The sequence below is a fragment of the Duganella phyllosphaerae genome, from assembly GCF_001758785.1.
Classification (GTDB): Bacteria; Pseudomonadota; Gammaproteobacteria; order Burkholderiales; family Burkholderiaceae_D; genus Rugamonas; species Rugamonas phyllosphaerae.
Map to the genome: position 1 here is coordinate 1 of NZ_LROM01000141.1, position 26373 is coordinate 26373.

Sequence of the window (26373 nt, forward strand, 5' to 3'; positions counted from 1 at the left end):
TCAAACGTCCACACTTATCGACTGTTAATTTTTAAAGAACTGTATTCGGTGTTGCATTTCGCAGCGATCGTTTTGTCTGCCGCGAAGAAGAAAGAGTATGAAGCGTTTAGCTTGTTTCGTCAACCTTCTTTTTCTTACTTTTCTTACCTTCGCTTCACTCTGCAACAGCTTGAAAAGCGTGCATTGTTCTGCGAGGGGGCGAATCATAGCAAAGGCCACTGGGGCTGACAAGGGCTGGCGAGGGTAAAATAACGGTTTATTCGATTTCCCTGCCCTCATGTCCATCCTGCTCACCACCCTCAACGCCCGCTACACCCACGCCTCGCTGGGTTTGCGCTACCTGTTAGCGAATATGGGCGAGCTGCAGGAGCAGACACGCTTGCAGGAATTCGTCATCGGCGCCAAGACCACCGAGATCGTCGAACGTATCCTGGCGTATTCTCCGACAATCGTCGGCTTCGGTATCTATATATGGAATGTCGAGGAAAGCACCAAGGTCATCGCCATGCTCAAGCGCGTGGCGCCGCACGTGGTGGTGGTGCTCGGCGGCCCGGAGGTATCGTACGAATCGAACGAGCAGGAGATCGTCAAGATTTCCGACTACCTGATCACCGGCTGGGGTGACGTCACCTTCCCCAAGCTGTGCGGCGAGATCCTCAATGGCCCCAAGCCCCTGATGAAAACCCACGCGGGCGTGCAGCCCCCGATGGCCGAGATCAAGCTGCCCTACTCCTTGTATACCGACGACGACATCAAGAACCGCACCTTGTATGTCGAGGCGTCGCGAGGCTGCCCGTTCAAGTGCGAGTTTTGCCTGTCGGCGCTGGACAAGACGGCCTGGCCGTTCGCGCTCGACGCGTTCCTGGCCGAGATGGAGTCGCTCCATGCGCGCGGCGCCCGGCTGTTCAAGTTCGTCGACCGCACCTTCAACCTGAACATCAAGACCAGCCTGAAGATCATGCAGTTCTTCCTCGATAAGCTCGAGGCCAACCCCGACGACCCGGTGTATGCCCACTTCGAGCTGGTGCCCGACCACCTGCCCGACGCCCTCAAGGAGGGCATCAGCAAGTTCCCGCACGGCGCACTGCAGTTCGAGATCGGCATCCAGAGCTTCAATCCGGCGGTGCAGACGCTGGTGAGCCGCAAGCAGGACAACCAGAAGGCGGCCGACAACATCCGCTGGTTGACGGAGCAATCGCACGCCCACATGCACGTGGACCTGATCGCCGGCCTGCCCGGCGAGACAGTCGAGAGCTTTGCCGAAGGCTTTAACAAGCTGTGGGCGCTCAACCCGCACGAGATCCAGTTCGGCATCCTCAAGCGCCTGCGCGGCACACCGATCATCCGCCACACCCAGGAATACGGCCTGGTGTTCGATCCGTATGCGCCGTACACCATCCTGGCCAACCGCGATATCGACTTCGCTACCATGCAGCGGCTGGTGCGCTTTGCCCGCTACTGGGACCTGGTGGCCAACTCGGGCCGCTTCACCAATACCCTGCCGGTACTGCTGGGCGACGCGGCGTTCGAGCACTTCATGGCGTTTTCCGACTGGCTGTACGCCAATACCGACGCCACGCACCGAATTGCGCTCGAACGCCTGGTGGCGATGGTGGGCAAATACCTGCAGGTACGCGGCATGGACAAGCTCGAGGCCGATGCGCTGCTGGCCAGCGATTATTCCGGTCCCAAGGCCAAGGTCGTGGAGACGCCGGCGCCCAAGCGACAGGCGCGCCGGCTGGCGGCATAGTTCGCGCTGGTCTTTTGAGGGGTATGGCCAGCGCCCTTCAACGACGAACACAAGTGGCGGCGCAGGCGAAAGTCCCTTAAACTGGCGGATATGCCTACTGCCCAAGAGCCTACCCTCACCCTCACCCCTGGCGCCGCCAACGGTCCGTCGATCGCGGCGGGCGGCACCTGGCAAGTCCACGCACTGGCACAGGGCAAGGCCATGGCCACCATCACCGGCATGCTCAAGTCGATCAAGGCCGATCAGCTGCGCTGGGACCTGAGCGCCATCGACAGCATGGACCACATCGGCGCCCAGTTGCTCTGGAACGCCTGGGGCAAGGCCCGTCCCGCCAACCTGCACCTGGCGCCGGGCCAGGAAGAATTTTTCAACCGCCTCGAAGCCACCGGCAAGATCGAACTGCCCAACACCCGCCAGCACCGCCTGACGCTGGTGATGAAACTCGGCTTTGCGGTGATGCTGTTCTTCGAGCACATGACGGCGTTCATACGCCTGATCGGCCAGCTCACGCTCGATATCGGGCGCTTCATCCGGGCGCCGCAGCGCGGACCGTGGAAGGAGATCTCGGCCAATATCTTCCATGCTGGCTTCCAGGCGCTGGGCATCACGGCGCTGGTGGGTTTTTTGATCGGCGTGGTGTTCTCGTTTCTGTCGGCGCAGCAGCTGCGTAACTTCGGCGGCGACGTTTTCCTGGTCAACCTGCTGGGCATGAGCATCATCCGCGAACTGGGGCCCTTGCTGGCGGCGATCCTGGTCGCCGGCCGCTCCGGCTCCTCGATCACCGCCCAGCTGGGCGTGATGCGCGTGACCGAGGAACTCGACGCCATGCTGGTGATGGGCATCTCGCACGGCTTCCGCCTGATCATGCCCAAGGTGCTGGCGCTCGCGATTGCCATGCCGCTGCTGGTGATCTGGACCGACGCGGTGGCGCTGATCGGCGGCATGATCTCGGCCAAGGTGGAGCTGAACCTGTCGCCCCAGTACTTCCTGCTGAAACTGCCGGAGGCGGTCCCGCTGGCCAACTACATGATCGGCATCGGCAAGGGGGTGGTGTTCGGCGTGCTGATCGCGCTGGTGTCGTGCCACTTCGGCCTGCGCATCAAGCCGAATACCGAGAGCTTGGGGCGCGGCACCACCACCTCGGTGGTCACCGCGATCACGGCCGTGATCCTGGCCGACGCCGTGTTTGCGATTGTCTTCTCGGGCGTGGGGTTCTGATGGCTGATCAAGTGAACGACCAGGATAATAGCTGCGGCCCAGGCACAGGCGAACTGACCCTGGACGGCAGCGTACCGATCGTCGACATCAACGGCCTGTGGACCAAGTATGGCCGCACCGTGGTGCACCAGGACCTCAACCTCGAGATCGAACAGGGCGAGATCATGTCCATCGTCGGCGGCTCGGGCACCGGCAAGACCACCTTGCTGCGCCAGATGCTGGGGCTGGAGCGTCCCGCGCGCGGGTGCGTGAAGGTTTTCGGCGAAGATATCAGCGAAATCAACGCCGAGCAGTTGCAGCAGTTGCGCAACCACTGGGGCATGTTGTTCCAGCAAGGTGCGCTGTATTCGGCGCTGACGGTGTTCGAGAACATCGCCCAGCCGATGCGCGAACTGAAGGTCCTGCCCGAAGACCTGGTGCGCGACGCCGTGCTGCTGAAGATGAACATGGTGGGACTGGGACCGGAACAAGCGAACAAGATGCCATCCGACCTGTCGGGCGGCATGGTCAAGCGGGTGGCGCTGGCGCGGGCGCTGGCCCTGGAGCCGAAACTGCTGTTCCTCGACGAACCCACGGCCGGCCTCGACCCCGACCTGTCCGAAGCGTTCGTGGCGCTGATCAAGTCGCTGCACCGCGAGCTGGGACTGACGGTGGTGATGGTCACGCACGACCTGGACACGCTGTTCGCGCTGTCCACCCGCATCGCCGTACTGGCTGAAAAACACGTGATCGCCCTCGGGCCGCTGCAGGACCTGCTCAAGGTCGATCACCCCTTCATCAAGGAGTTCTTCCTTGGCGACCGCGGACGCCGCGCGCTGGAAGCACTCGACGAGAAGACCAACAAGGAAACCTGATGGAAAACCGATCGCATGCACTGACCACCGGCTTCTTTACGATCACATTGCTGATCGCGGCCATTTTGTTCGGCCTCTGGTTCAACCAGGACCGCGTGGAGCGCGTGCCCTACGTGATCGCCACGACCCAGTCGGTGCCGGGTCTGAACCCGCAGGCGCCAGTGCGCTATCGCGGCCTGGAAGTGGGTAAAGTGGGCAGCATCGCTTTCGATCCGCAAATGGCCGGGCAGATCCTGGTCACCCTCAATATCAATACCGACGCGCCGATCACCCGCACCACGTTTGCCACCCTGGGCTACCAGGGCGTGACCGGCATCGCCTTCATCTCGCTCGACGACGAAAAAACCGGCTCGCCGCTGCTGGCCACCAATACCGACCACCCGGCCCGCATTCCGCTGCGCCAGGGCTTCCTCGACCAGGTGGAAAAGCGCGGCCGCGAAATCCTCACCCAGACCGAAGAAGTCACACGTCGCCTGAACACCCTGCTCAGCCCCGAGAACCAGAAGATCATGCTGGCCGCCTTTGCCGACGTGAGCACCACCGCCAACAAGTACCGCGACCTGCCTGAAAAGCTCGAACCGACCATTGCCAAGCTGCCGGCGCTGGCCAACCATGCGCAAAGCACGCTCGACTCGTTCAATGCGCTGGCCACCGACCTCAATCGCCTGAGCACCAGCCTGCAGGCACCCGACGGCCCGATCCAGCGCGTGAGCGATTCGGTCGAGCGCATCATCACCTCGGTGGAATCGGTAGCGGGCGGCATTGAAATGGACACGCTGCCGCAGGTCAATTCGCTGTCGGACGACACCCGCGCCTCGATGCGCGCCGTACGCCGTACCATGAACAAGATTAACGATCGTCCGCAAAGCCTGATCTTCGGCGCGCCCGGCATTCCGCCCGGCCCTGGTGAAGAGGGCTTCGCTGCACCGATTGCACCGGCCAAATAAGGATCACCCGTCATGACCAACCTGCGCAACCGTTTTGCCATCGCCGCCCTGGCGGTCCTGCTGGGCGCGTGCGCCAGCAAGGGCCCTACCCAGGCCCACTTCGATTTCGGCCCGCTGCCGCAGCCGGCTGCTGTGACGGCCGCCAGCATCGCGCCGATCATCGTGGCCGACATGACCGGGCCGGCATCGCTCGACTCGGAGCGCATGCATTACCGCCTGCTGTACGCCGATGCGCGCCAACAGCGCCCGTACGCCTACAACCAGTGGACCGCCACCCCGCTGCAGCTGATGACCCAGCGCCTGAAGGCACGCATCGCCCAGGCTGGCGTAAAGGTGCTGTCCACCACCGATGCGGCGGCTGGCGCCATGCTGCTGCGCACGGAGCTCGACGACTTCGCCCATAACTTCGAGAGCGCCACCGCCAGCGGCGGCACCATCACCTTGCGCGCCTCGGTGTTCTCGGCGCACAAGCTGGTGGACCAGAAGAGCTTTACCCGCAGCGTCCCAGCGCCCACGGCGGACGCCGCCGGCGGCGCGCGCGCACTGGCCGATGCCGCCGACGCGCTGTCGGGCGATGTGCTGAACTGGCTGGCAACCCTGCCGGCGCCGAAATAATGACGGAGCGACCGCCGGCGCCTGCGCCTGCGCCTGCGACTGACGCAGCAACTGCGTCACCGGCAGCTGCCGCTGCAGCGACAGCCACCTCCATTGCGGATCCAGTCCTCGCTCCAACCGATGCCACTGCACCGATCATCAAACGTGGCCGACGCGGTCGCCGGGCCAAGCAGCCCAAGCCCCTCCCTACCCCAGCGAGCAAATCGTCGCCACTGGCCCGCGCCGCCTTCCTGGCCTACCTGCTGCTGATTATCTACGCCAGCTGGTTCCCGTTCTCAGGCTGGCAGAACCAGGGCCTGTCGCCGTGGATCTTCCTCGAAACCTACAGCATGCCGCGGTACTGGACCAAGTTCGACGCCATCACCAACGTCATCGGCTACATCCCGCTCGGCACCCTGCTGGTCTATGCGCTGTACCCGCACGTGCGCAAGTTTTTCGCGTTCCTGATCGGCGCCACGGCCGGGGTACTGGTGTCGGGCACGATGGAGGCGGTGCAGACGTTTTTGCCGTCGCGGGTGTCGTCCAACCTCGACTTCTGGACCAATTCCGCCGGCTGCACGGTGGGCGCGCTGATTGGCGTGCTGACCGTGCGCCGCCTGCTCGACCGCAGCCAGTTGCAGCGCCTGCGCCAGGCGTGGTTTGCGCCGCACGCCAGCCAGGGCCTGGTGCTGCTGGCGCTGTGGCCGCTGGCGCAGATCTATCCGCAAAACTTCCTGTTCGGCCTGGGCCAGATCCTGCCGATCCTGTCGGACTGGCTGTCGTGGGCGGCCGACGCCGAGATCGACCTGGCCAGCTATATCCGCCCGGACGTGGTGCTCACGGTGGAGCAGTACTGGCTGTCGGAGACCATCATCACCGCCTGCGGCATGGTGGGCGCGTCGTTGACGCTGCTGTGCTTGCTGCGCAAGCCGTCTCCTCGCGCGCTGCTGGTCTCGGCCATGATCGCCAGCGCCATCCTGGTCAAGGCGCTGGCCTCGGCGCTGCTGTTCGCGCCGGAAAATGCCTTCGTGTGGGTAACGCCCGGCGCCGAAGGCGGCTTTTTGATCGGCGCCATCATGCTGGCGGGCCTGGGCTTTGCCCCGCACGCGGCGCAGCGGCGCGTGGCGGTGATTACGCTGCTGCTGGCCCTGGTGATCATCAACACCACGCCCGCCAACCCGTACTTCGTGGCGACTTTGCAAACATGGGTGCAGGGCAAGTTCCTGAACTTCAACGGCGCGGCGCAATTCCTTGCCCTGCTGTGGCCGTTCTTTGCGATCTGGTTCCTGTGGCTGCCGTCCCATAAGCTCAACGCCGCCGGCCAAGGGCGGGTATCATAATGAATTACGCCCAACCCGAGATACAGCCATGAGCGACACGCCATATTTCAAGCACCACGTTTTTTTCTGCATGAACAAGCGCGATGACGGCCGCAACAGCTGCGGCGATCACGGCGCCGAGACTGCGCAAAAACACGCCAAAAAACGCTGCAAGGAGCTGGGCATCAACGGCCACGGCAAGGTGCGCATCAACCAGGCCGGCTGCCTGGACCGTTGCGAAGAAGGCCCGGTGCTGGTGGTCTATCCGGAAGGCACCTGGTACACCTACGTGGACAAGGAAGATATCGATGAAATCATCGACAGCCATATCGTCGGCGGCAAGGTCGTCGACCGTCTGAAAATCTGATTACTGTAACCACCATGACCGTAGAAAAATTCGCCCTGGCCGGCGCCGCCGGCATCATCGAAGGCGTACTCGACCATCCTGAAGGCGCACCACGCGGCATCGCCCTGGTGGCCCACCCCCACCCGTTGTTCGGTGGCACCATGGACAACAAGGTGGCGGTCACGCTGATGCGCACCTTCGTCAAGCTCGGCTACGTGGTGGCGCGGATCAATTTCCGTGGCGTGGGCAAGTCCGAAGGCGTGCACGATCACGGCCAGGGCGAAACCGACGACATGGCCCAGGTACACGGCTGGATGGTGGAAAAGTTCCCGGGCCTGCCGGTGGCGCTGTCGGGCTTTTCGTTCGGCACCTATGTGCAGTCGCAGCTGGGCCAGCGTCTGCTTGCCGCCGGTACTCCGGCCGAGCGCCTGGTGCTGGTGGGCGCGGCCGCCAAAAAATGGCAAATGGCCGACATTCCGGCCGACACCATCCTGATCCACGGCGAGAACGACGATACGATCCCGCTGGTGGATGTGCTCGAATGGGTGCGTCCGCAAGATATACCGGTGCTGGTAATTCCCGGCGCCGACCACTTCTTCCACCGCAAGCTGCACCATATCAAGGGCTGGGTTACCCAGCTGTGGCGCCGCCCTGGCGATGTTGCCGACTTGGAAACGGACGGAACCCCGGCAGACTAAGCTTTTATAATGTCTGCTGCTTTTTTTTTAACTCTACACCGAACACCGCCCATGAAAAAATTTATCGCGGCACTGGCCACCAGTGTGCTGATGCTCTCCGCCGCTGTGGCTCAAACCCTGCCGCCACCGACCATTGCCGCCAAGTCGTGGCTGTTGCTGGACGCCACCAGCGGCCAGATCATCGCCTCGCAAGACCCCAACCTGCGTATCGAGCCTGCTTCGCTCACCAAGATCATGACCGCCTACGTGACGTTTGCCGCGCTGCGCGACAAGAAGATTACGCTGAACCAGATGGTCAACGTGTCCACCCGCGCCTGGAAGGTCGATTCGAGCAGCTCGAAGATGTTCATCGATCCGGCCACGCCGGTCAGCATCAGCGACCTGCTGCACGGTTTGATGATTCAGTCGGGTAACGATGCCGCCGTGGCGCTGGCCGAAGCGGTCGCCGGCGACGAGTCCGCTTTCGTGGTGATGATGAACAAGGAAGCCGAGCGCATGGGCCTCAAGTCCACCCGCTTTGCCAACCCGCACGGTCTGCCGAGCCCGGACAACTACTCCACCGCGCAAGACCTGTCGGTGCTGGCCAAGCGCGTGATCCTCGACTTCCCCGAGTTCTACAAGATCGACTCGGTCAAGAGCTTTACCTACAACAAGATCACCCAGCAGAACCGCAACCGCCTGCTGTGGCTCGATCCTACCGTGGACGGCATGAAGACCGGCCACACCGAAGCTGCCGGCTACTGCATGATCGCCTCGGCGCGCCGTCCGAACGGCACCGGCGAACGCCGCCTGATCACCGTGGTGCTGGGCACCAACTCCGATTCCACCCGTACCCAGGAGAGCCAGAAGCTGCTCAACTGGGGTTTCCAGAACTTCGACACGGTCAAGCTGTACTCGAAGGGCCAGGCAATTGCCACGCCAGAAATCTGGAAAGGCTCGAAGAACGAAGTCAAGATCGGCTTTACCAACGACGTGCTGGTCACGGTGCCGAAGGGCGTCGCTGCCAAGCTGAAACCTGTGCTCGAACGCAAGGACCCGCTGGTCGCACCGCTGGCGCAGAACAGCCGCGTCGGCTCGCTGAAGATGATGGTCGATGGCAAGCCACTGCTCGACTTGCCGGTCGTGGCGCTGGAAACCGTGGAAGAAGCCTCGATCTTCGGCCGCGCCTGGGATTCGATCCGTCTCTGGATGAAGTAATGTAGCACCGCTCTACCGCTCCATGGATCCCCGCGTGCGCGGGGATGACGGAGCAAAGGGCAGCGGGAACGCAAACTCTTACACTGCCCTGGAAGCCGTCATCCTCGCGCAAGCGGGGATCCATAGACACTCTGCAAACCTGACCGTATCCCGCCTCCAGAAAGCCGCCATGTCCCACACCTGCCCCGCCATCACCACCAGCTCCAATGGCCTGTCCCTGTCGCGCATCGTGGCCGGCATGTGGCGCATGAATGAATGGGGTATGTCGCCGCAGCAGCGACTGGCCCTGGTCGAACAATGCCTGGAACTGGGCGTGACCAGCTTCGACCACGCCGACATCTACGGCGGCTACGCGGTGGAAGCCACCTTCGGCGAGGCGCTGGCCCTGAAACCGTCGTTGCGCCAACAGATGCAACTGGTGAGCAAGTGCGGCATCAAGCTGGTCAGCGCTGCGCGGCCGGACCACACGATCCAGCACTACGACACCAGCGCCAGCCACATCATCGCCTCGGCCGAGCATTCGCTGCGCCAGCTGGGCACCGATTACCTCGACCTGCTGCTGATCCACCGTCCCGATCCTTTGATGAATTTCGACGAGATTGCCGGCGCCTTTGCGCGGCTGCGCCAGGATGGCAAGGTCAGGCACTTTGGTGTCTCCAATTTTTCGCGCCACCAGTTCGAATCACTGAATCGCCGCATCGCGCTGGCCACCAACCAGGTCGAGTTTTCGCCATTGTCGCTGGCGCCGATGTTCGACGACACCTTCGACGGCCTGCAAGACCTGGGCGTGGCGCCGATGATCTGGTCGCCGCTCGCCGGCGGACGCGTGTTCAGCAGCGACGAGCCGGCAGCCCAGCGCGTGCGCGCCAAGGTGGCGGCGGTGGCCGAGGCGTTGCAACAGCCGTTCAGCAGCGTGGTGTTCGCCTGGATCATGCAGCTGCCGTGCCGGCCAATCGGGCTGACCGGCTCGGGCCGTATCGAGGCGATTGCCGAGGCGGTACAGGCCACGCAGTTCAGCCTGTCGCGCACGCAGTGGTTCGAGATCCTGCGCGCCGCGCGCGGGCACGAAGTGGCTTAAGTCAGGACCTCGAGAACCGTAGCGAGCGATAGCGGGCCGCGCAGTAGGTTATCGAGATCCTAGAGAATGTCTTCGTCTTTGTAGATGACCGGCGGGGCAATGCCGGTCCAGCCGGTGCGCCAGGCCAGGTTCAACGCCAGCGTGCCGACGATGTACACCAGGAAGAACAGCACGAAATAGGTGAACTGCAACCACACCAGCAGCCCCACGTTCACCAGCAGCACCGCTACCAGGCCCGCGCTCATTTTCTGCTTGGAGCTCGGGAAGCGCACGGTGGACACCATCAAGCTCCCGACCAGGAACAGCAGCGCCACGATCCCTGCCGCGTGCAGGATGGTGGTCGGCCGCTCGGGCCAGGCCACCACCACGGCCGCCACGCAGGCGGCGCCGGCGGTGATCGGCATGCCGACGAAGTAGCGCGGGTCGGTGCGGCCCACGCTGACATTGAAGCGCGCCAGCCGCAAGGCCCCGCACGCCACAAAGAAGAAGCTGGCGATGCCGCCAGCGCGCAACAAGGTTTGCGAGTCCAGCCCCACGTGAACGAAACCGTAGCAATACAGCAGCAGTCCAGGGGCGCAGCCGAAGTTCATCACGTCGGCGATCGAATCGAGCTGCATGCCGAATTCGGACTGGGTATTGGTGGCGCGCGCCACGAAGCCGTCGAGCGCGTCGAACACGCCGGCCAGCACCAGCAGCACGGCGGCCAGGCGGTAATCGGCAGGATCGCCGACCATGGCGTTATCGACGGAAATGACGATGCTGCCGAAGCCGCAGGCGATCGACATCAGAGTCACCAGGCTGGGCAGGGCGAATTTGGCGCGGCGCATGCGCGCCTGGTTGGTAGGTTTCAACTGGTAATCCGAAAATGCCGGCAAGCGGCGGGTCAGGCGCAAGCTTACCATTGTCGATGCCGGGTGCGGCATCCGGCACGCTGCCGCGCACGCGCTTCAAGCGCAAATCGCGTGCTTTGCGTGGGAAATCTGGCATAGAATCAGCGGTGCAGGTCCGCATCGACGGGCCACTTCAGGAGTATTGTCATGCTGTCCATCCCGCGCCCGTCGCTGTCCCTGTCTTCGTCCTCCGCCCTGCTGGCGTCCGCCGTATTTGCCGCGCTACTGACCGGTTGCGGTGGTGGCGGTGGTGGTAGCAACAGCGAGAGCAGCAGCCCCGGCACGGTTGCGACCAACCCGCAGGGGCAGACCGGCACACCCACCACACCGGTGCCGCCGCCTATCGCTCCTGCCCTCGCCGGCAACACCGCCACCGACGGCTTCAACTGGTTCAACTACCGGCGCGGCATGATGGGACTGTCCGCACTCAGCCGCAACACCACCATCGATACGGCGGCATTGGGGCATTCGCAATATTTGCGGCTCAATAACACTGTATCGCACGACCAGCTGGCCGGCCGGCCCGGCTTTACCGGTTTGAAACTGACCGACCGCCTGGCTGCGGCCGGCTATACGTTGGGCGGTCGCTGGGCCGCGGGCGAAGTCATTTCGGCCGCAAGCAATACCTCGGGCCAATACCACGCTGACGAACTGATCGCGGCGATCTACCACCGCTTCGTGATTTTCGAGCCGGTGTTCAAGGAAGTCGGCACCGGCGCTGTTACCTCCAACGGCACCTACACCTATTTCACTGCCGACCTCACCGCCAACAACGGCCTGGGTGCCGGGCTGGGCGTGGGCAAGATCGCGGTCTACCCGGTGGCCGGCCAGACCGCCGTCCCCACCAATTTCTTCAGCAACCAGGAAGAACCCGATCCGGTCCCCAACCAGGATGAAGTCGGCTATCCGATCAGCGTGCATGCCGACAGTGGGCGTGCCGGCGGTGACCTGACCGTGCAAAGTTTCACCGTGGCCCCACGCGGCGGCGCAGCCCTCACCACGCGCCTGCTCAGCCGCGCCACCGATGCGTCCACCGGCGCCTCGGTCGCCGCCATCGTCCCGCTTACTGTCCTGCGGGGCAACACCACCTACGATGTCAGCTTCCGCGGTGCCGTGCACGGGGTGGCGGTGTCGCAGGACTGGTCTTTCACTACCCGCTGAGATGACAGCCGCCAACCCTGCCGTAGCCCCGGTACTGGAGGTCGAGACCGGCCTGCAGCAACTGATGGGCGACCACGACCTGTACCGCCAGATCCTGCGCCGGTTTCGCCAGCGCTACCAGGATAGCGCCGAGCAGGCCCGCACCGAGCTGCTGGCCGGCGACATCGTCTCGGCCCAGCGCACCGTCCACACACTCAAGGGCGCAGCCGGCATGATCGGCGCGCAGCAGCTGTACCAGCTGTCGATGGCGCTCGAGCCGCTGTTCGCCGGCCCGCCCGCCCCTTGCATCGGCCCGCTGGCGCATCTGGAACTGGCCGTGCGCGCGCTGATGGTGGCGATCGATGCGGAACTGGCTGACGCGCTCGTGGCGCCTGCTACGGCTGCTGCTGCGACTGCGGCTGCTGCGCCTGCTGCGACCGCTGCTAAGGCTGCGATGACCGGCGCCACGGCGGCGGCCGGCCCCACACCCGAAATAGGCCCGCTGGTCAAACACCTGGCGCGGCTGCTGGAGGAAGGCGACGGCGCCGCCATCGACGTGCTGGAGCAGTCGGCCAGCGTACTGGCGGCGGGACTGGGCGAGGAGGCATTTCAGGAAGTGACGGAAGCTGCGCACCAGTTCGATTTCGAAGCGGCGCTGGCGATACTGGGAACGGCGCAGGAAAAACTCAGCGCGTAAATTCCTTTTCTTCGTCGAAGGCGTCGGCGCACTCCTTGTCGCAGAAGCGGCGCACATTGTCGAGCGGCCGGTCGCAGTACCAGCAAGCTCCCTTGGGCGGCAGTGCCTGCCGCGTTCGGGCGGTCATGGCGGTTCCTGTTGCTGGCGCGGACGCGGTGGCGGTGGCAGTGGCGCTGGCACCCGCGCCGTCGTCCGGTACGCTATCTTGTGTCGGTTCCACGATCCCTCCCAGTCAGGCAGTGCTCAGGCTTGCAAGATTACTTTAGTGGAATATTTTCACCCATGACAATGCGCAAGGTGAGGTACATTCAGGCAGTATGCGACCGGTAAATCATAGCAGGATAGTTGCGGAGGTTATACAGGTTGCGATGGCAAAAACCGGCCGTCCAGGGTCCCTCATAGGGAAGAAATATTTTTTAATGAAAACGTTGGAAATGATAGTTGCCAACGTACGACAACAGGAACAATGCCCATGAAGTTACGCCACCTCCTCCTCAGCCTGGCCGCTGCACTCTCGACCTCTTACGCCATGGCCACGCCGGCCACTTGCCAAGGCAACGCGCCCGCCGGCGACCTGACCGCTACCCGTATTGCCGCCGCCAACGTCACCGGCGAAGGCCAAGGGCTGTACGAGGGACCGGTCTGGATAGGCGACGCGCTGTACTTCTCGCACTTCACGTTCGGCCCCGGCTTCCCGTCGCGCATCCTCAAGCTCGACGCCAGCGGCAGGGTCAGCACCGCGATTGCCGACAGCGGCAGCAACGGCCTGGCGGTCGATGCCAAGGGCAACATCGTGGCCGGCACCCACAAGTACAAGAGCGTCTCGCGCTTCACCCCGGGCGGCCAGCGCAGCGACGTCGCCGGCAAATACAACGGCCAGGTATTCAACTCGCCCAACGACCTGGCCATCGCCGCCGACGGCACCATCTACTTCAGCGACCCCGACTTCCAGCGCGATGCCGCCCCCGGCGGCCAGGACAAGACCCGCGTGTATCGGGTGGCGCCCGATGGCGCGGTGACGGTGGTGGAAGACGGGCTGGTCAATCCGAATGGCGTCTCGCTGTCGCCTGCCGGCGATGTGCTGTACGTAAACGGCATGCAAGGCAAACAGGGCGTACTGCGCGCCTACCCCATCGTCAACGGCAAGCCGCAACAGGGACGCGACCTGGTCAAAGGACTGGGCATCCCTGATGGCATGGCCGTGGACTGCCAGGGCAATATCTACGTGACGGAACACACCGATCACCGCTTGCGCGTGTTCACCCCGGCCGGCAAACAGATCGCCACCATCCACGTCGATGCGAACGTGACCAACGCCGCGTTCGGCGGTGCCGACGGCAAGACCTTGTACATTACCGGCGCGGGCGCGGTGTGGCAGTTGCGGTTGGGGATTACCGGCGCGCCGTACTGATTTTACTTGCCGATACAGAACCGCCCAAAAATCACCCCCAGCAAATCATCGGACGAAAACTCGCCGGTGATGCTCGAGAGCTGCACCTGCGCCAGGCGCAGTTCTTCGGCAAACAAGTCGAGCGACTGGTCGTTCTGCGCCGCGTGCTCACCGGCACGGGCCAGGTGGGCGCCGGCGTTTTTCAACGCGATCAGGTGGCGTTCGCGCGCCAGGTACAGCGACTCTCCGGTCTGCTGCCAGCCGGCGATGCGCAGCAGTTCGGCGCGCAGCAGGTCGACGCCGGTTTTTTCGTTGGCCGACAAATACACGTGGGTGGCATCCGGCATCACGTCCGCGCTCGGCTTGTGGCCCGACAGATCGATCTTGTTCCAGATGCGCAGCACCGGCACGCCGTCCGGGAAGGCCGCGACGATCTCTTCGTCGGCGCGGGTGGGGCCGTGCGCGGCGTCCAATAAATGCAGGATCACGTCGGCCTTGCCCACCTCGCCCCAGGTGCGCTCGATGCCGATGCGCTCGACCACGTCCACCGCCTCGTCATCGTTGCGGATGCCGGCCGTGTCGATAATATTCAGAGGAATACCTTCGATCTGGATGGTTTCGGTCACCTTGTCACGCGTGGTGCCGGCGATCGGGGTGACGATGGCCACATCATTGCCGGCCAGCGCGTTGAGCAGCGAAGATTTGCCGACATTGGGCTGGCCCACCAGCACCACGTTCAACCCCTCGCGCAGCAGCGCGCCTTGCGCGGCCTGGCGGAACACGGTTTCCAGGGCGGTGACGATGCCGGCCAGCTGGCCGCGCGCATCCGACTTTTCCAGAAAATCGATTTCTTCTTCCGGGAAGTCCAGCGTGGCTTCCACCAGCATGCGCAAGTTGGTCACGCCGCCGACCAGGTCGTTGACGGTGCGCGAGAACGCGCCCGACAGCGACTGCGACGCCGACTTGGCCGCCGCTTCGGTCGAGGCGTCGATCAGGTCGGCCACCGCCTCGGCCTGGGCCAGGTCGAGCTTGTCGTTGAGGTAGGCGCGGCGGGTGAATTCGCCCGGCTCGGCCAGGCGCAGTCCAAGGTCCGCGCCGGCTTCCAGCACGCGCGCCAGCAGCATCTGCAGCACGACCGGGCCGCCGTGCCCTTGCAGTTCCAGCACGTCTTCCCCGGTGTACGAGTTCGGGCCACGGAACCAGATGGCGATGCCCTGGTCGATGATGGCGCCATCCGCCTGCTTGAACGGAATGTAGGTGGCGTGGCGCGGCTGCAAGGTGGCAGCGCCAAACAGCGCGGCGATCAGCGGTTGCAGGTTCTTGCCGGAGGCGCGCACCACGCCGATGCCGCCGCGTCCCGGTGCGGTGGCAATGGCGGCGATGGGAGAAGAGTCGAGGTTCATGGTGTCAATTGTAGAGGATTGAAAAAAACCCGCGATCAACGCGGGTTTTTCAGGGGTCGGAACTTACGCCTTGGCGGGAACCGGCACCGAGTACTTCTTGGTGATCACCCACTGCTGGGCAATCGACAGCACGTTATTGACGACCCAGTACAGCACCAGGCCGGACGGGAAGACAAAGAACATCACCGAGAACACCAGCGGCATGAACAGCATGATCTTCGCTTGCATCGGATCGGCAGGCGCCGGGTTCAGCTTGGTGGTGATGAACATCGAAATCGCGTACAGCACCGGCAGGATGCCGAACGGGTCATGTTGCGACAGGTCGGTGATCCAGCCGATCCACGGCGCGCCGCGCACTTCCACGGCCGCTTGCAGCACGTAGTACAGCGAGATGAACACCGGCATCTGGATCAGGATCGGCAGGCAGCCGCCCAGCGGGTTGATCTTCTCGGTCTTGTACAGCTCCATGGTGGCCTGGTTCATCTTGGCCGGGTCACCCTTGTAACGCTCGCGGATGGCCTGGATTTTCGGCGTCACCAGCTTGATCTTGGCCATGCTCTTGTAACCGGCTGCGGACAGCGGGAAGAACAGCAGCTTGATCAGGATGGTAAAGGCGATGATGGTCCAGCCCCAGTTGCCGAGCACGGCGTGGATGTGTTCCATGACCCAGAACATCGGCTTGGCGATGATGGCCAGCCAGCCGTAGTCCTTCACCAGCTCCAGGCCAGGCGTGACCGGCTCGAGCAGCTTGGAAATTTGCGGACCCGAGAACAGGCGCGCGTTATTGCTGATGGTGGCGCCCGGCGCCAGGGTACCGAGCGGCTGCTTGATGCCGATGCCGTACAGGTTGGTATCGATCTTCTCGGTGACGATTTCGTGCATCTGCTTGTCTTGCGGGATGAACGCCGAAACAAAGAAGTGCTGCGAAATGGCGATCCAGCCGTTGTCGGCGTGGGTCACGTGGTCCTGCACCATCGGCTTGCCGGTCTTCTGGGCTTCCTTGGCTTCTTTTTCCAGCGTGTCGAACTTCAGCTTCTCGTACTTGTTCTCGGCCGTGTACATGGTCGGGCCGGTGTAGCTGCTGCTGAAGAACGAATCGGTCGCCGGCTTGTTGCCGTCGTGGACCAAACGCATGTACAGGGTCGGATTGACAGGGGCGGTACCGGTGTTGGTGACGTCGTGTCGCACGTCAACGACGTAATCGCCGCGCTTGAAGGTAAAGGTCTTGGTCAGCTTGACGCCGCCCGATTCCGATTCCAGCACCAGTTGCACCTGGTTGGCGCCGTTGAGCATGCGTGCGCCAGGCTTGGCGATGAACGAGCTGGTGTGATTCGGCGCGCCAGGGGCGTTGATCAGGCCGGTCTGGCCCAGGTAAGTCTTGTTGGTGCTGGCGTCGATGTCGAACAGCACGACGTTCTTGCCGTTGTCACCAGGCTGGCACCATTTGAACCAGCCGAAGCAGCCGTTGAACCAGCCTGGATGGCTGTTTTCTTTGAAATTCAGCAGTTCCAGGCGACGAATGACGCCGCCCTGGGTGTCGATGTCGGCCCGGACCACGTCGGTGGTAACGGTGATGAGCTCGCTCTTGAACGGCGCAGCGGCGCCGTCGGCAGCAGCAGCTCCGGGCAAGGCGCCGGCAGTGGCGGTGGCATTGGCGGCAGCGGTGGCAGACTCGGATTTCTTGGCGTCGGCAACGGGCGCGGTCTTGGCCGGCGGTTGCGGTGCGAACATGGACGGATGGCCGGTCGACACCATCCAGTTGTTCCACAGAACGACCAGTGACACGGCGAAGACGATCCACAAAATGGTACGTTTATTGATATCCATTAGGTACTTATCAGGAGTGGTTGCAACCGCAAGCGGTCGATGAAGAAGATGTCGGGTCGGTCGGCGGCGGCACCGGATCGAAGCCACCCTCGTTCCAGGGGTGACAGCGGCACACACGTTTGGCAGCGAGCAGGCTGCCCTTGGCGGCGCCATGCAGCTGCAGCGCTTCCAACGCGTAATTCGAGCAACTCGGATAAAAGCGGCAACGCGGACCCAGCAGTGGACTGATGGTCAACTGGTAGGTGCGCAGCAGGAAGCGAAGCAGACGGGTCATGGTGGGCTAAGGTGGGGGCGGCGGCGCCGAAGGCAAGGCCGTTGGCCTGCCGATGCGTGCCTGCGCCGAGAACAGCCGCGTCAACTCAACGCGCAGTTCGGCCTTGAGCTTGGCCGTGGTGGCCGGCCCATCCTTGCTATTGACCGGACGCGACAGGCGCACCACGCAATCGATGGCGGGCAAACCGGTAGTACGGAACAGCTCGCGTGTGATGCGCTTGATGGTGTTGCGGGTAACGGCGCGCGGTGCAAAGCGCTTGGCCGCCACGACGCCCAGCCGCGCATGCGGCAGGTTGTTCGGACAGGTGTAGAGCACGAAGTGCGCGCTTTTTTGTGTAGGGCGCAAACGAAAAACGGATGAAAATTCATCCGTTTTAACGATACGCCGAACGCGCGCGAAGTCGTGTGAACCTTCGCCTGTCGAGCCGCTTGAAATACAGCTTTCCACGCGATCAGCTAACAAGCAGCTGGCTTATACAGCCAGACGCTTGCGGCCTTTGGCGCGACGCGCGTTCAGCACTTGGCGGCCGCCACGGGTAGCCATGCGTGCGCGGAAGCCGTGGGTGCGCTTACGGCGCACTACGGAAGGTTGGTAAGTACGTTTCATGTTGGTCTCGCTTAAAGCAGAAAAAAATGCAAAATCGGGTATGACAGCCCGTCAGTTTTTGGTGCCAATGACACTTCGCGCACCCATGCCAACGCTACGGCACAAGCTGGGTCCATCTCATCGCCCGCAATAATCCACGCTTACTCCATATTGACGTTCAAGTGAATAAACACGGAATACGGGCGGGGAACCCTGAATTATCAGCATTTCGGCCCTGCTTGTCAACAACTGACGGTGGACTTTGGCCGCGCCGGGCAGTCCGCAAACGCGAAAAAACGCGTCGCGCCTGTGGATAACTTGTGCGGACGAGAGTAGAATAGCGCGTTACGTGTGAAAAACTTCGAAGTTGCCCACACCTTTATCCGCAGAATACGCAGTAAGAAATCACCGTTGTTTTTGTCACGATGCTCTTACCTTACTGCACACACGCTGCATACAGTAAGAAACGACAGTCGATTTCATGGAAAATTTCTGGCAGACCTGCTCCGCCCAGCTAGAGCTGGAGCTGACGCCGCAACAATTCAGTGCCTGGATCAAGCCGCTTATCCCCATCGATTACGAGGCGGGAAAATTACGCGTGGCCGCCCCCAACCGGTTCAAGCTCGACTGGGTGAAAACCCAGTTCGCCAGCCGCATCACCGCGCTTGCCTGCCAGTACTGGGAACAGCCGATCGAAGTGCAGTTCATGCTCGATCCACGCCTGTCCGCGCCAAAAAAAGCAGCGACCACGGTAGCGCCGGTGCCCGACCACAATGGCGGCGTGCCCACCAGCGGTTCGCGCATGGCCAACGCTTCGGCGTCGTCGCTGCACGACCCGGTGCCGTCGGTGCCGGAACTGCCGGCCAGCGCGCCGCCGCGTCGCGAGCAAAGCCGCATCAACACCGACCTCACCTTCGACAGTTTTGTCACCGGTAAGGCCAACCAACTGGCGCGCGCAGCCGCGATCCAGGTGGCCAACAACCCGGGCGTATCGTACAACCCGCTGTTCTTCTACGGCGGCGTGGGCCTCGGTAAAACCCACTTGATTCACGCCATCGGCAACCAGGTGATGGCCGACCAGCCCGGCGCGAAGATCCGCTACATCCACGCAGAACAGTATGTTCGCGACGTAGTGACCGCTTACCAACGCAAGGGTTTCGACGACTTCAAGCATTACTATCACTCGCTCGACATGCTGTTGATCGATGATATTCAATTCTTCGGCGGCAAAAGCCGCACGCAGGAAGAGTTCTTCTACGCTTTCGAAGCGCTGATCGCGGCCAAGAAGCAGATCATCATCACGTCCGACACGTACCCGAAAGAAATCACGGGCATGGACGACCGCCTGATTTCGCGTTTCGATTCCGGCCTGACGGTGGCGATCGAGCCGCCCGAGCTGGAAATGCGGGTAGCGATTCTGCTGAAAAAAGCCAAGCAGGAAGGCGTCACTTTTTCGGACGACGTGGCGTTTTTCGTCGCCAAGCACCTGCGCTCGAACGTGCGTGAGCTCGAAGGCGCGCTGCGCAAGATCCTGGCGTACTCGCGTTTCCACGGCAAGGACATCACCATCGACGTGGTGAAAGAAGCGCTGAAAGATTTGCTGTCGGTACAGAACCGGCAGATTTCGGTGGAAAACATCCAGAAAACCGTGGCCGACTTCTTCAACATCAAGGTCGCGGACATGTACTCCAAGCGCCGCCCGGCCAATATCGCCCGGCCACGCCAGATTGCCATGTACCTGGCCAAGGAACTGACGCAGAAAAGCTTGCCGGAAATTGGCGAACTGTTCGGCGGGCGCGACCACACTACCGTGCTGCACGCGGTGCGCAAGATCGCGCTGGACCGTACCAAGAACCCGGAATGCAACCACGAGCTGCACGTGCTGGAACAGACGCTGAAAGGCTAAAAGCAGCCCGCAACAGCGGGGTCGGACCCCGTACGGGGTCCGACCCCAGACTGAGCGCAGTACGGGGTGGCTAGCGCAGCAAATTGGCATTATGATTCAGTCAATCGGCGCACTGCCAACCTTGTTAAAAAATTACATCTTTACAACTGAGCTTCACTACTGAGGACTATCTATGCAATTGGTCAAAACCACCCGAGACACGCTTCTCCGGCCACTGCAGATCGTGAGTGGTATTGTCGAGCGTCGGCACACTATGCCGATTCTGGCCAATATCCTCATCCGCAAAGACGGCGAGAACGTTTCCTTCCTGTCCACCGACACGGAAGTACAAATCACCACCAACGCCGCCATCGGTTCCGGCGCTGAAGTGGCTGGCACCACCGTGGCTGCCCGCAAGCTGCTCGACATTTTGCGCGCCCTGCCCGAGTCCGGCGACGTCACGATGACCTTGCTGAACAAGCGCCTGACAGTACAGAGCGGCAAATCGCGCTTCGCCCTGCAGACCCTGGCTGCCGAAGAGTTCCCGACCGTGCAACAGGCCGAGACCTACAGCGCCAATGTGACCCTGCCGCAAAAAACCCTGAAGCACCTGTTTAACATGGTGCACTTCTCGATGGCCCAGCAAGACATCCGTTACTACCTGAACGGCCTGCTGCTGGTCCTGGATGGCAATAACGTGATCGCGGTGGCCACCGACGGCCACCGCCTTGCCTTCTGCCAGGTCGCTACCGAGCAGACTTTTGCGCGCCAGGAAGTGATCATCCCGCGCAAGACCATCATCGAACTGCAGCGTCTGCTGGAAGAGAACGACGAAACCGTCCAGCTCGACATCGCAGGCAACCAGGTCAAGCTGACCTTTGCCGACATCGAGCTGATCTCCAAGCTGGTGGAAGGCAAGTTCCCCGACTACACGCGCGTGATCCCGAAGGGGTACACCAACGAATTCACGATCGGCCGCGATGAACTGCTGCGCTCGCTGCAGCGCGCGGCCATCATGACCAGCGATAAATTCAAGGGCGTGCGTTGCATCATCAGCCCGGGCGTGATGAAGATCAGCTCGACCAATGCCGACCAGGAAGAAGCAGTGGAAGAACTGGAAATCGACTACGGCGGCGACAGCGTCGATATCGGCTTCAATGTCACCTACCTGCTCGACGTTCTGAACAACCTCAAGTGCGACCAGATCAACGTCGCCCTGGGCGATTCGAACTCGTCAGCACTGATCTCGATCCCCGACAACACCGATTTCAAATACGTCGTCATGCCGATGCGGATTTAAGTCACACAGCAGTCAAGGCCGATGCGCGGCCAACCCCGCGCCATCACCAACGTCATTCCGCATCGGCGGACCGCCGCGCAGGCGGGAATCCATACTGAGCAACCGCAGTCCGGATTCCCGCCCCGCCCAGAACGACACCGCAGCCCCAGCAACAAGTCACACATAGAGAAAGCAGTCAATGTCCGCTATTCCAGAAGAGATTCCAGCACCAGTACCGGCCAAAGTTGAAGAATACGGCGCGTCGTCCATCCAGATCCTCGAAGGCCTGGAAGCGGTGCGCAAGCGCCCGGGCATGTACATCGGCGATACTTCGGACGGCACCGGCCTGCACCATCTGGTATTCGAAGTACTGGATAACTCGATCGACGAATCGCTGGCCGGCTACTGCACCGAGATCCACGTCACCATCCACTCGGACAATTCGATCTCGATCACCGACAACGGCCGCGGCGTACCGACCGGTCTGAAGATGGACGACAAGCACGATCCGAAACGTTCGGCGGCCGAAATCGTCATGACCGAACTGCACGCCGGCGGCAAGTTCGACCAGAACTCGTATAAAGTGTCTGGCGGCCTGCACGGCGTGGGTGTGTCGTGCGTGAACGCCCTGTCGAAAACCCTGAAACTGACCATCCGCCGCGACGGCAAAGTCCACTTCATGGAATTTGCCCGTGGCGTACCGGTGGACCGCGAACTGGAAATGCGCGACGGCGTGGCCGTCTCCCCGATCAAGGTCATCGGCGACACCGACAAGCGCGGCACCGACGTCCACTTCTGGGCCGACGAAACCATTTTCGGCAACGTGGAATTCCACTACGAAATCCTGGCCAAGCGTATCCGCGAACTGTCGTTCCTCAATAACGGCGTCAACATCCGCTTGAGCGACCAGCGCAACGGCAAGGAAGACATCTTCGCCTTCGAAGGCGGCACCCGTGGCTTCGTGGAATACATCAACAAGGCCAAGACCGTGCTGCACCCGACCGTGTTCCAGGCCACCGGCGAGCGCATGTCCGACCAGAACACCAACATCTCGGTGGACGTGTCGATGCAGTGGAACGATGCCTACAATGAGCAGGTACTGTGCTTCACCAATAACATTCCGCAGCGCGACGGCGGCACCCACCTGACCGGCCTGCGCGCCGCGATGACCCGCGTCATCAACAAGTACATCGAAGAACACGAGTTCGCCAAAAAGGCGAAAGTGGAAATCTCGGGCGACGACATGCGCGAAGGCCTGACCTGCGTGCTGTCGGTCAAGGTGCCGGAACCAAAATTCTCGTCGCAGACCAAGGACAAGCTGGTGTCGTCCGAGGTGCGCGGCCCGGTGGAAGAAATCGTCGCCAAGACCCTGTCAGACTACCTGCAGGAAAAACCGAACGACGCCAAGATCATCTGCGGCAAGATCGTGGAAGCGGCGCGTGCACGCGAAGCGGCCCGCAAGGCCCGCGACCTGACGCGCCGCAAGGGCATCATGGACGGCCTGGGCCTGTCGGCCAAGCTGGCCGACTGCCAGGAAAAAGATCCGGCCCTGTCCGAACTGTACATCGTCGAGGGTGACTCCGCAGGCGGCTCGGCCAAGCAAGGCCGCGACCGCAAATTCCAGGCCATCCTGCCGCTGCGCGGTAAAGTGCTGAACGTGGAAAAAGCCCGCTTCGAAAAGATGTTGTCCTCCGAGCAGATCACCACCCTGATCGCCACGCTGGGCACCTCGATCGGCCCGGACGAATTCAACGTCGAAAAACTGCGCTACCACCGCATCATCATCATGACCGATGCGGACGTCGACGGCGCCCACATCCGCACCCTGCTGCTGACGCTGTTCTACCGCCAGATGCCGCAACTGGTCGAGCGTGGTCACATCTACATCGCGCAACCGCCGCTGTACAAGGTGAAAGCCGGCCGCGACGAGCGCTATCTGAAAGATGACGCCGAAGAAGCCGCCTACATGATGAACGTGGCATTGAACACCGCCGCCCTCACCCCGCGCGAAGGCGCCAACCCGATCGTCGGCGAACCGCTGGCTGAACTGGTACGCCAGTTCAACCTGGCCAACGTCATCATGACGCGCTTGACGCGCGTGATCGACCGCGCCGCGCTGACCGCCATCATGACCGGCGTGACACTGAACCTGGCAACCCAGGAATTGGCCGAAGTCTCGGCGCGCGCGCTGCAAGACAACATCAACGACATCGCCATCAAGGTCACGGTGCGTTCGGACGAACTGTCCGAGAAACACATGCTGTGGATCGAACGCATGCACCACGGTAACGTCAAAGTCAGCTCGATCGACGCCGACTTCGTGGAAAGCGCCGACTACCGCGTACTGGCCGACGCCGCCGCCACCTTCACCGGCCTGCTGGGCGAAGGCGCGTACGTGCGCCGCGGCGAAGGCGAGCGCACCAAGGAATCGGCCGTGGTGGACTTCCACCAGGCTATGGGCTGGCTGCGCGACGAAGCGGAACGCGTTGTTTCCAAGCAGCGCTACAAAGGCCTGGGCGAGATGAATCCGGACCAGCTGTGGGAAACCACGATGGATCCGACCGTGCGCCGCTTGTTGAAGGTGCAGATTGAGGACGCGATCGCTGCGGATCAGATCTTTACCACCTTGATGGGCGATGATGTGGAGCCGCGGCGGGCGTTTATTGAGAATAACGCGTTGCGGGCGGGGAATATTGACGTTTAAGTCCGCAATGCTGTGACATTGAAGGCGCTCTGTTGGGCGCCTTTTTTTCGTCTTGAAATTTTCTCCACGTTCCTGCGAAAGCTGCGGTTTTTCTTCGCCTTCATCATCGCTTGGCTGGCGTCGATGCACCTCACATTGGTGGCGTGCACGGCGCCGGCGCGCTTGTTCCAAGGACTTTATCGGCAGCGATCGTCCGCAGCCGAGCCTTTGTCAGCGGTGATTTTCGAATTATTCAGAGCGGACTATGTGGCGACATTAATTAATAACCGGCAACCTGCCACTTTGTTGCAAAAAAATTTCAGGAGGCCCGCATGTTCAAATGCTACATGAGAAAAATGAAAGCGCCGTTGAAGACTGTATAAATTCACAGTACAATCGAGCCTGCACATGTCTGATGAGCCTAGAGAAATCGATCGATGTGATTCGTCAAAAAGGCTGGGGTTGGCAGCAATCAACCCTTGCTTCTTGCTTTATACTGCATGCGCACGAATTCAGGCTAACGCGGCTATTTGCTGAGAGCTATAAGCCGCCGTCATGCCTCACACAGCCAGCCCAAAATGGCTCATTTTCGCCCAGCAATTCAATTTACTACCGTCGCACCGATTCAACCAGACGTTCTCAACACCATGTACAACCAGCCCTTTACCTCCGCGCTCGAAGCCTCCCCGTTACCACTGGCGCCGCCCCCCCTCGAGTCGATCGAGCTGTTCGCCGGGGCGGGTGGGTTGGCGCTCGGGTTTTCCGGCAACGATGTACGACACCGTGCCGTGGTCGAGTGGAACTCGCATGCCTGTAACACCATCCGCCACAACAAACAGCACAAGGTCGAGCCGATCGGTCATTGGCCCGATGTGACCGAGGGCGACGTCCGGAATTTCAGGTATGACGCTTTCGAAGGCATCGATCTGATCACCGGCGGTCCGCCTTGCCAGCCGTTCTCCATGGGCGGCAAACACGGCGGTTTCCTCGACGAACGCGATATGTTTCCGCAAGCTGTGCGTGCCGTGCGCGAGGCTCGGCCGCGCGCGTTTGTTTTTGAGAACGTGAAGGGCCTCACGCGCATCTCGTTTGCCGACTATTTCGACTACATCCTGTTGCAGCTGGAGTTTCCGTCGCTGATCGCCAAGCCAAAGGAGCAATGGGGCGATCACCTGGCCCGGTTGCGCAAGTGGAAGACCAAGCCGGGCGTTGTCAGCGAGTATCGCGTGACGTTCAAGCTGGTCAACGCGGCCAATTATGGCGTGCCGCAGAAGCGCATGCGCGTATTCTTCGTGGGCTTCCGTGAGGATCAGGACACGGTATGGGTGCCCCCCGCTGAAACGCATAGCAACGACGCGCTGCTTTTATCGCAGTGGGCATCCGGGGAGTATTGGGACCGGCACAAGGTGGCCGCGCGTCTCCGCCCCCCCCAGCCCGACGGCATTGACAATAAGATCCGCAAGCTTATCGATGCCGACTACGGCGCCAACCTGCTGGCGTGGAAAACCGTGCGGGATGCCACCTGCGATTTGCCGGATCCTGAGCGTTTTCCCAATAAGGTGCAGGCGCACCGCTTCCAACCGGGGGCGCGCGCTTATGCCGGCCACACTGGCAGCCCGCTGGACGAGCCGGCCAAGGCGTTGAAAGCAGGCGACCATGGCGTGCCCGGCGGAGAGAACATGTTGCGGCGTACGGATGGAACGGTGCGCTACTTCTCCGTGCGCGAATCAGCCCGGATCCAGACCTTCCCGGACACATTCCTGTTCGAGGGTACCTGGTCGGAGGTCATGCGGCAGCTCGGCAATGCTGTGCCAGTGCGGCTGGCTGCAGTGATTGCCGAGAGCGTATGCGAGATGCTCAGGAAGTAACGCTGTTCGCCGGCGACGCGTCGGCAACTTCCAACTCGACCACGCCACCCGCCGGCGTGGAAAAGCTGTCCAGGTTCAGTTGGTGCATGTCCTGGGTGAAGCGCTCGAAGATCTGGTGGATGTCGGCATATGGCTGATGCGCTGCCAGATGGGCGCCGATCTGTTCGATGATTGTTTCCTGCGACTTTTGATTGTCCGTTGTGGCATCGGCCCATTCGCGGCCAGGATGCATTGTGTCCCACGGTGAGCGCTTGTTGACCCGCGTTTCCGAGCTGTCGCCGTGCTTGCCTAAGCCGAAGCATATTTTCGTTTCCGAATTCCAGATCGGCTTGAAGAAGTTGATCAGGTAGTCCTCTGCCGATTTCTGAAAACCCGTCTGCACGATCAGAAAACGGCTGGGTATTTCGGTCCATCGTGCCCACTGATTCCGGTTCATCGTGCCCAGCGATTC

General features: G+C 62.0%; 26 protein-coding genes. 18 read left to right on the forward strand and 8 right to left on the reverse strand.

Translation table 11 applies throughout. From position 1 onward, the window contains the following. The 11 genes from DUPY_RS28695 to DUPY_RS23710 all read left to right on the forward strand — a co-directional run. On the forward strand, nt 1-228 hold a 228-nt coding region (locus DUPY_RS28695; RefSeq protein WP_208600094.1), incomplete at its 5' end, for a hypothetical protein. 49 nt (nt 229-277) lie between these two features. Further along, on the forward strand, nt 278-1750 hold the full coding sequence (locus tag DUPY_RS23665; RefSeq protein WP_070251611.1) for a B12-binding domain-containing radical SAM protein: 1473 nt from the start codon (nt 278-280) through the stop codon (nt 1748-1750). Nucleotides 1751-1840: 90 nt separating this feature from the next. Continuing rightward, a complete protein-coding gene (locus DUPY_RS23670) occupies nt 1841-2968 on the forward strand; it encodes an MlaE family ABC transporter permease (RefSeq protein WP_070251612.1) in 1128 nt (375 codons plus the stop codon). Next, nucleotides 2968-3822 carry an ABC transporter ATP-binding protein gene (locus DUPY_RS23675; RefSeq protein WP_070251613.1) on the forward strand — a complete coding sequence of 285 codons (855 nt, stop codon included), beginning with the start codon at nt 2968-2970 and terminating at the stop codon, nt 3820-3822. Before DUPY_RS23670 ends, DUPY_RS23675 begins: the two co-directional genes overlap by 1 nt. Beyond that, the gene (locus DUPY_RS23680) at nt 3822-4769 is read left to right on the forward strand and encodes an MlaD family protein (protein WP_070251614.1); all 948 of its coding nucleotides are present in this window, start codon (nt 3822-3824) and stop codon (nt 4767-4769) included. Before DUPY_RS23675 ends, DUPY_RS23680 begins: the two co-directional genes overlap by 1 nt. A gap of 12 nt (nt 4770-4781) precedes the next feature. Next, entirely contained in the window at nt 4782-5384 is a 603-nt protein-coding gene (locus DUPY_RS23685; protein ID WP_070251615.1) for an ABC-type transport auxiliary lipoprotein family protein, read from the forward strand. Further along, entirely contained in the window at nt 5384-6703 is a 1320-nt protein-coding gene (locus DUPY_RS23690) for a VanZ family protein (protein WP_229255482.1), read from the forward strand. Before DUPY_RS23685 ends, DUPY_RS23690 begins: the two co-directional genes overlap by 1 nt. A gap of 28 nt (nt 6704-6731) precedes the next feature. After that, nucleotides 6732-7049: a (2Fe-2S) ferredoxin domain-containing protein gene (locus DUPY_RS23695; RefSeq protein WP_070251616.1), complete on the forward strand. Its 318-nt coding sequence runs from the start codon at nt 6732-6734 to the stop codon at nt 7047-7049. Continuing rightward, nucleotides 7049-7726, forward strand: a complete 678-nt coding sequence (locus tag DUPY_RS23700) for an alpha/beta hydrolase (RefSeq protein ID WP_229255484.1) — start codon at nt 7049-7051, stop codon at nt 7724-7726. The genes DUPY_RS23695 and DUPY_RS23700 overlap by 1 nt, the downstream gene beginning before the upstream one ends. 51 nt (nt 7727-7777) lie before the next feature. Then, the gene (locus tag DUPY_RS23705; protein ID WP_070251618.1) at nt 7778-8923 is read left to right on the forward strand and encodes a D-alanyl-D-alanine carboxypeptidase family protein; all 1146 of its coding nucleotides are present in this window, start codon (nt 7778-7780) and stop codon (nt 8921-8923) included. A 169-nt stretch (nt 8924-9092) separates the two neighbouring features. Next, the gene (locus DUPY_RS23710; RefSeq protein ID WP_070251619.1) at nt 9093-10001 is read left to right on the forward strand and encodes an aldo/keto reductase; all 909 of its coding nucleotides are present in this window, start codon (nt 9093-9095) and stop codon (nt 9999-10001) included. A gap of 59 nt (nt 10002-10060) precedes the next feature. Here DUPY_RS23710 and pssA read toward each other — a convergent pair whose 3' ends face one another. Continuing rightward, entirely contained in the window at nt 10061-10828 is a 768-nt protein-coding gene (pssA, locus tag DUPY_RS23715) for a CDP-diacylglycerol--serine O-phosphatidyltransferase (RefSeq protein WP_070251631.1), read from the reverse strand. A 210-nt stretch (nt 10829-11038) separates the two neighbouring features. On the opposite strand from pssA, the gene DUPY_RS23720 reads away from it, so the two are divergent. Together DUPY_RS23720 and DUPY_RS23725 are read left to right on the forward strand one after the other, a co-directional pair. Further along, nucleotides 11039-12052: a CAP domain-containing protein gene (locus tag DUPY_RS23720; RefSeq protein ID WP_070251620.1), complete on the forward strand. Its 1014-nt coding sequence runs from the start codon at nt 11039-11041 to the stop codon at nt 12050-12052. Nucleotide 12053: 1 nt separating this feature from the next. Beyond that, complete coding sequence (locus tag DUPY_RS23725; RefSeq protein WP_070251621.1) at nt 12054-12728, forward strand: Hpt domain-containing protein; 675 nt, start codon at nt 12054-12056, stop codon at nt 12726-12728. On the opposite strand, the gene DUPY_RS23730 is transcribed toward DUPY_RS23725, so the two are convergent. Beyond that, nucleotides 12718-12948: a hypothetical protein gene (locus tag DUPY_RS23730; protein ID WP_070251622.1), complete on the reverse strand. Its 231-nt coding sequence runs from the start codon at nt 12946-12948 to the stop codon at nt 12718-12720. The two genes, DUPY_RS23725 and DUPY_RS23730, sit on opposite strands and share 11 nt — an antisense overlap. A 252-nt stretch (nt 12949-13200) precedes the next feature. Between DUPY_RS23730 and DUPY_RS23735 the strand changes: the two genes are divergently transcribed. Continuing rightward, nucleotides 13201-14139, forward strand: coding sequence for an SMP-30/gluconolactonase/LRE family protein (locus DUPY_RS23735; RefSeq protein ID WP_229255483.1), 939 nt, complete (start codon nt 13201-13203; stop codon nt 14137-14139). 2 nt (nt 14140-14141) lie between these two features. Here the strand turns inward: DUPY_RS23735 and mnmE are convergent, their stop codons facing one another. From mnmE to rpmH, 5 genes are all read right to left on the reverse strand, one after another. Continuing rightward, nucleotides 14142-15521, reverse strand: coding sequence for a tRNA uridine-5-carboxymethylaminomethyl(34) synthesis GTPase MnmE (gene mnmE, locus DUPY_RS23740; RefSeq protein WP_070251624.1), 1380 nt, complete (start codon nt 15519-15521; stop codon nt 14142-14144). 63 nt (nt 15522-15584) lie between these two features. Beyond that, complete coding sequence (gene yidC, locus DUPY_RS23745; RefSeq protein WP_070251625.1) at nt 15585-17348, reverse strand: membrane protein insertase YidC; 1764 nt, start codon at nt 17346-17348, stop codon at nt 15585-15587. Between the two features lie 10 nt (nt 17349-17358). Continuing rightward, complete coding sequence (yidD, locus tag DUPY_RS27365; protein WP_071651692.1) at nt 17359-17622, reverse strand: membrane protein insertion efficiency factor YidD; 264 nt, start codon at nt 17620-17622, stop codon at nt 17359-17361. Nucleotides 17623-17628: 6 nt separating this feature from the next. Further along, complete coding sequence (gene rnpA, locus DUPY_RS23750; protein ID WP_071651693.1) at nt 17629-18057, reverse strand: ribonuclease P protein component; 429 nt, start codon at nt 18055-18057, stop codon at nt 17629-17631. Between the two features lie 36 nt (nt 18058-18093). After that, nucleotides 18094-18228 carry a 50S ribosomal protein L34 gene (gene rpmH / locus DUPY_RS27370; RefSeq protein ID WP_040378179.1) on the reverse strand — a complete coding sequence of 45 codons (135 nt, stop codon included), beginning with the start codon at nt 18226-18228 and terminating at the stop codon, nt 18094-18096. Nucleotides 18229-18688: 460 nt separating this feature from the next. On the opposite strand from rpmH, the gene dnaA reads away from it, so the two are divergent. The 4 genes from dnaA to DUPY_RS23770 all read left to right on the forward strand — a co-directional run bounded on the left by dnaA (nt 18689) and on the right by DUPY_RS23770 (nt 25922). After that, complete coding sequence (gene dnaA / locus DUPY_RS23755; RefSeq protein ID WP_070251627.1) at nt 18689-20113, forward strand: chromosomal replication initiator protein DnaA; 1425 nt, start codon at nt 18689-18691, stop codon at nt 20111-20113. Between the two features lie 172 nt (nt 20114-20285). Further along, nucleotides 20286-21392 (forward strand): DNA polymerase III subunit beta, encoded by a 1107-nt coding sequence (gene dnaN / locus DUPY_RS23760; RefSeq protein ID WP_026637774.1) that lies wholly within the window; start codon nt 20286-20288, stop codon nt 21390-21392. A gap of 178 nt (nt 21393-21570) precedes the next feature. After that, the gene (gene gyrB / locus DUPY_RS23765) at nt 21571-24075 is read left to right on the forward strand and encodes a DNA topoisomerase (ATP-hydrolyzing) subunit B (RefSeq protein WP_070251628.1); all 2505 of its coding nucleotides are present in this window, start codon (nt 21571-21573) and stop codon (nt 24073-24075) included. A 626-nt stretch (nt 24076-24701) separates the two neighbouring features. After that, complete coding sequence (locus DUPY_RS23770) at nt 24702-25922, forward strand: DNA cytosine methyltransferase (protein ID WP_084640875.1); 1221 nt, start codon at nt 24702-24704, stop codon at nt 25920-25922. Here the strand turns inward: DUPY_RS23770 and DUPY_RS23775 are convergent. Beyond that, a partial coding sequence (locus DUPY_RS23775; RefSeq protein ID WP_141749652.1) for an Eco29kI family restriction endonuclease occupies nt 25912-26373 on the reverse strand: 462 nt, incomplete at its 5' end. The genes DUPY_RS23770 and DUPY_RS23775 overlap by 11 nt on opposite strands.

Bases quoted from the DNA above. Each gene is read 5' to 3' on its own strand.
- DUPY_RS23665 (WP_070251611.1), top strand. From the start codon at position 278: ATGTCCATCCTGCTCACCACCCTCAACGCCCGCTACACCCACGCCTCG.
- DUPY_RS23670 (WP_070251612.1), top strand. From the start codon at position 1,841: ATGCCTACTGCCCAAGAGCCTACCCTCACCCTCACCCCTGGCGCCGCC.
- DUPY_RS23675 (WP_070251613.1), top strand. From the start codon at position 2,968: ATGGCTGATCAAGTGAACGACCAGGATAATAGCTGCGGCCCAGGCACA.
- DUPY_RS23680 (WP_070251614.1), top strand. From the start codon at position 3,822: ATGGAAAACCGATCGCATGCACTGACCACCGGCTTCTTTACGATCACA.
- DUPY_RS23685 (WP_070251615.1), top strand. From the start codon at position 4,782: ATGACCAACCTGCGCAACCGTTTTGCCATCGCCGCCCTGGCGGTCCTG.
- DUPY_RS23690 (WP_229255482.1), top strand. From the start codon at position 5,384: ATGACGGAGCGACCGCCGGCGCCTGCGCCTGCGCCTGCGACTGACGCA.
- DUPY_RS23695 (WP_070251616.1), top strand. From the start codon at position 6,732: ATGAGCGACACGCCATATTTCAAGCACCACGTTTTTTTCTGCATGAAC.
- DUPY_RS23705 (WP_070251618.1), top strand. From the start codon at position 7,778: ATGAAAAAATTTATCGCGGCACTGGCCACCAGTGTGCTGATGCTCTCC.
- DUPY_RS23710 (WP_070251619.1), top strand. From the start codon at position 9,093: ATGTCCCACACCTGCCCCGCCATCACCACCAGCTCCAATGGCCTGTCC.
- pssA (WP_070251631.1), bottom strand. From the start codon at position 10,828: ATGCGCCGCGCCAAATTCGCCCTGCCCAGCCTGGTGACTCTGATGTCG.
- DUPY_RS23720 (WP_070251620.1), top strand. From the start codon at position 11,039: ATGCTGTCCATCCCGCGCCCGTCGCTGTCCCTGTCTTCGTCCTCCGCC.
- DUPY_RS23725 (WP_070251621.1), top strand. From the start codon at position 12,054: ATGACAGCCGCCAACCCTGCCGTAGCCCCGGTACTGGAGGTCGAGACC.
- DUPY_RS23735 (WP_229255483.1), top strand. From the start codon at position 13,201: ATGAAGTTACGCCACCTCCTCCTCAGCCTGGCCGCTGCACTCTCGACC.
- mnmE (WP_070251624.1), bottom strand. From the start codon at position 15,521: ATGAACCTCGACTCTTCTCCCATCGCCGCCATTGCCACCGCACCGGGA.
- yidC (WP_070251625.1), bottom strand. From the start codon at position 17,348: ATGGATATCAATAAACGTACCATTTTGTGGATCGTCTTCGCCGTGTCA.
- yidD (WP_071651692.1), bottom strand. From the start codon at position 17,622: ATGACCCGTCTGCTTCGCTTCCTGCTGCGCACCTACCAGTTGACCATC.
- rpmH (WP_040378179.1), bottom strand. From the start codon at position 18,228: ATGAAACGTACTTACCAACCTTCCGTAGTGCGCCGTAAGCGCACCCAC.
- dnaA (WP_070251627.1), top strand. From the start codon at position 18,689: ATGGAAAATTTCTGGCAGACCTGCTCCGCCCAGCTAGAGCTGGAGCTG.
- dnaN (WP_026637774.1), top strand. From the start codon at position 20,286: ATGCAATTGGTCAAAACCACCCGAGACACGCTTCTCCGGCCACTGCAG.
- gyrB (WP_070251628.1), top strand. From the start codon at position 21,571: ATGTCCGCTATTCCAGAAGAGATTCCAGCACCAGTACCGGCCAAAGTT.
- DUPY_RS23770 (WP_084640875.1), top strand. From the start codon at position 24,702: ATGTACAACCAGCCCTTTACCTCCGCGCTCGAAGCCTCCCCGTTACCA.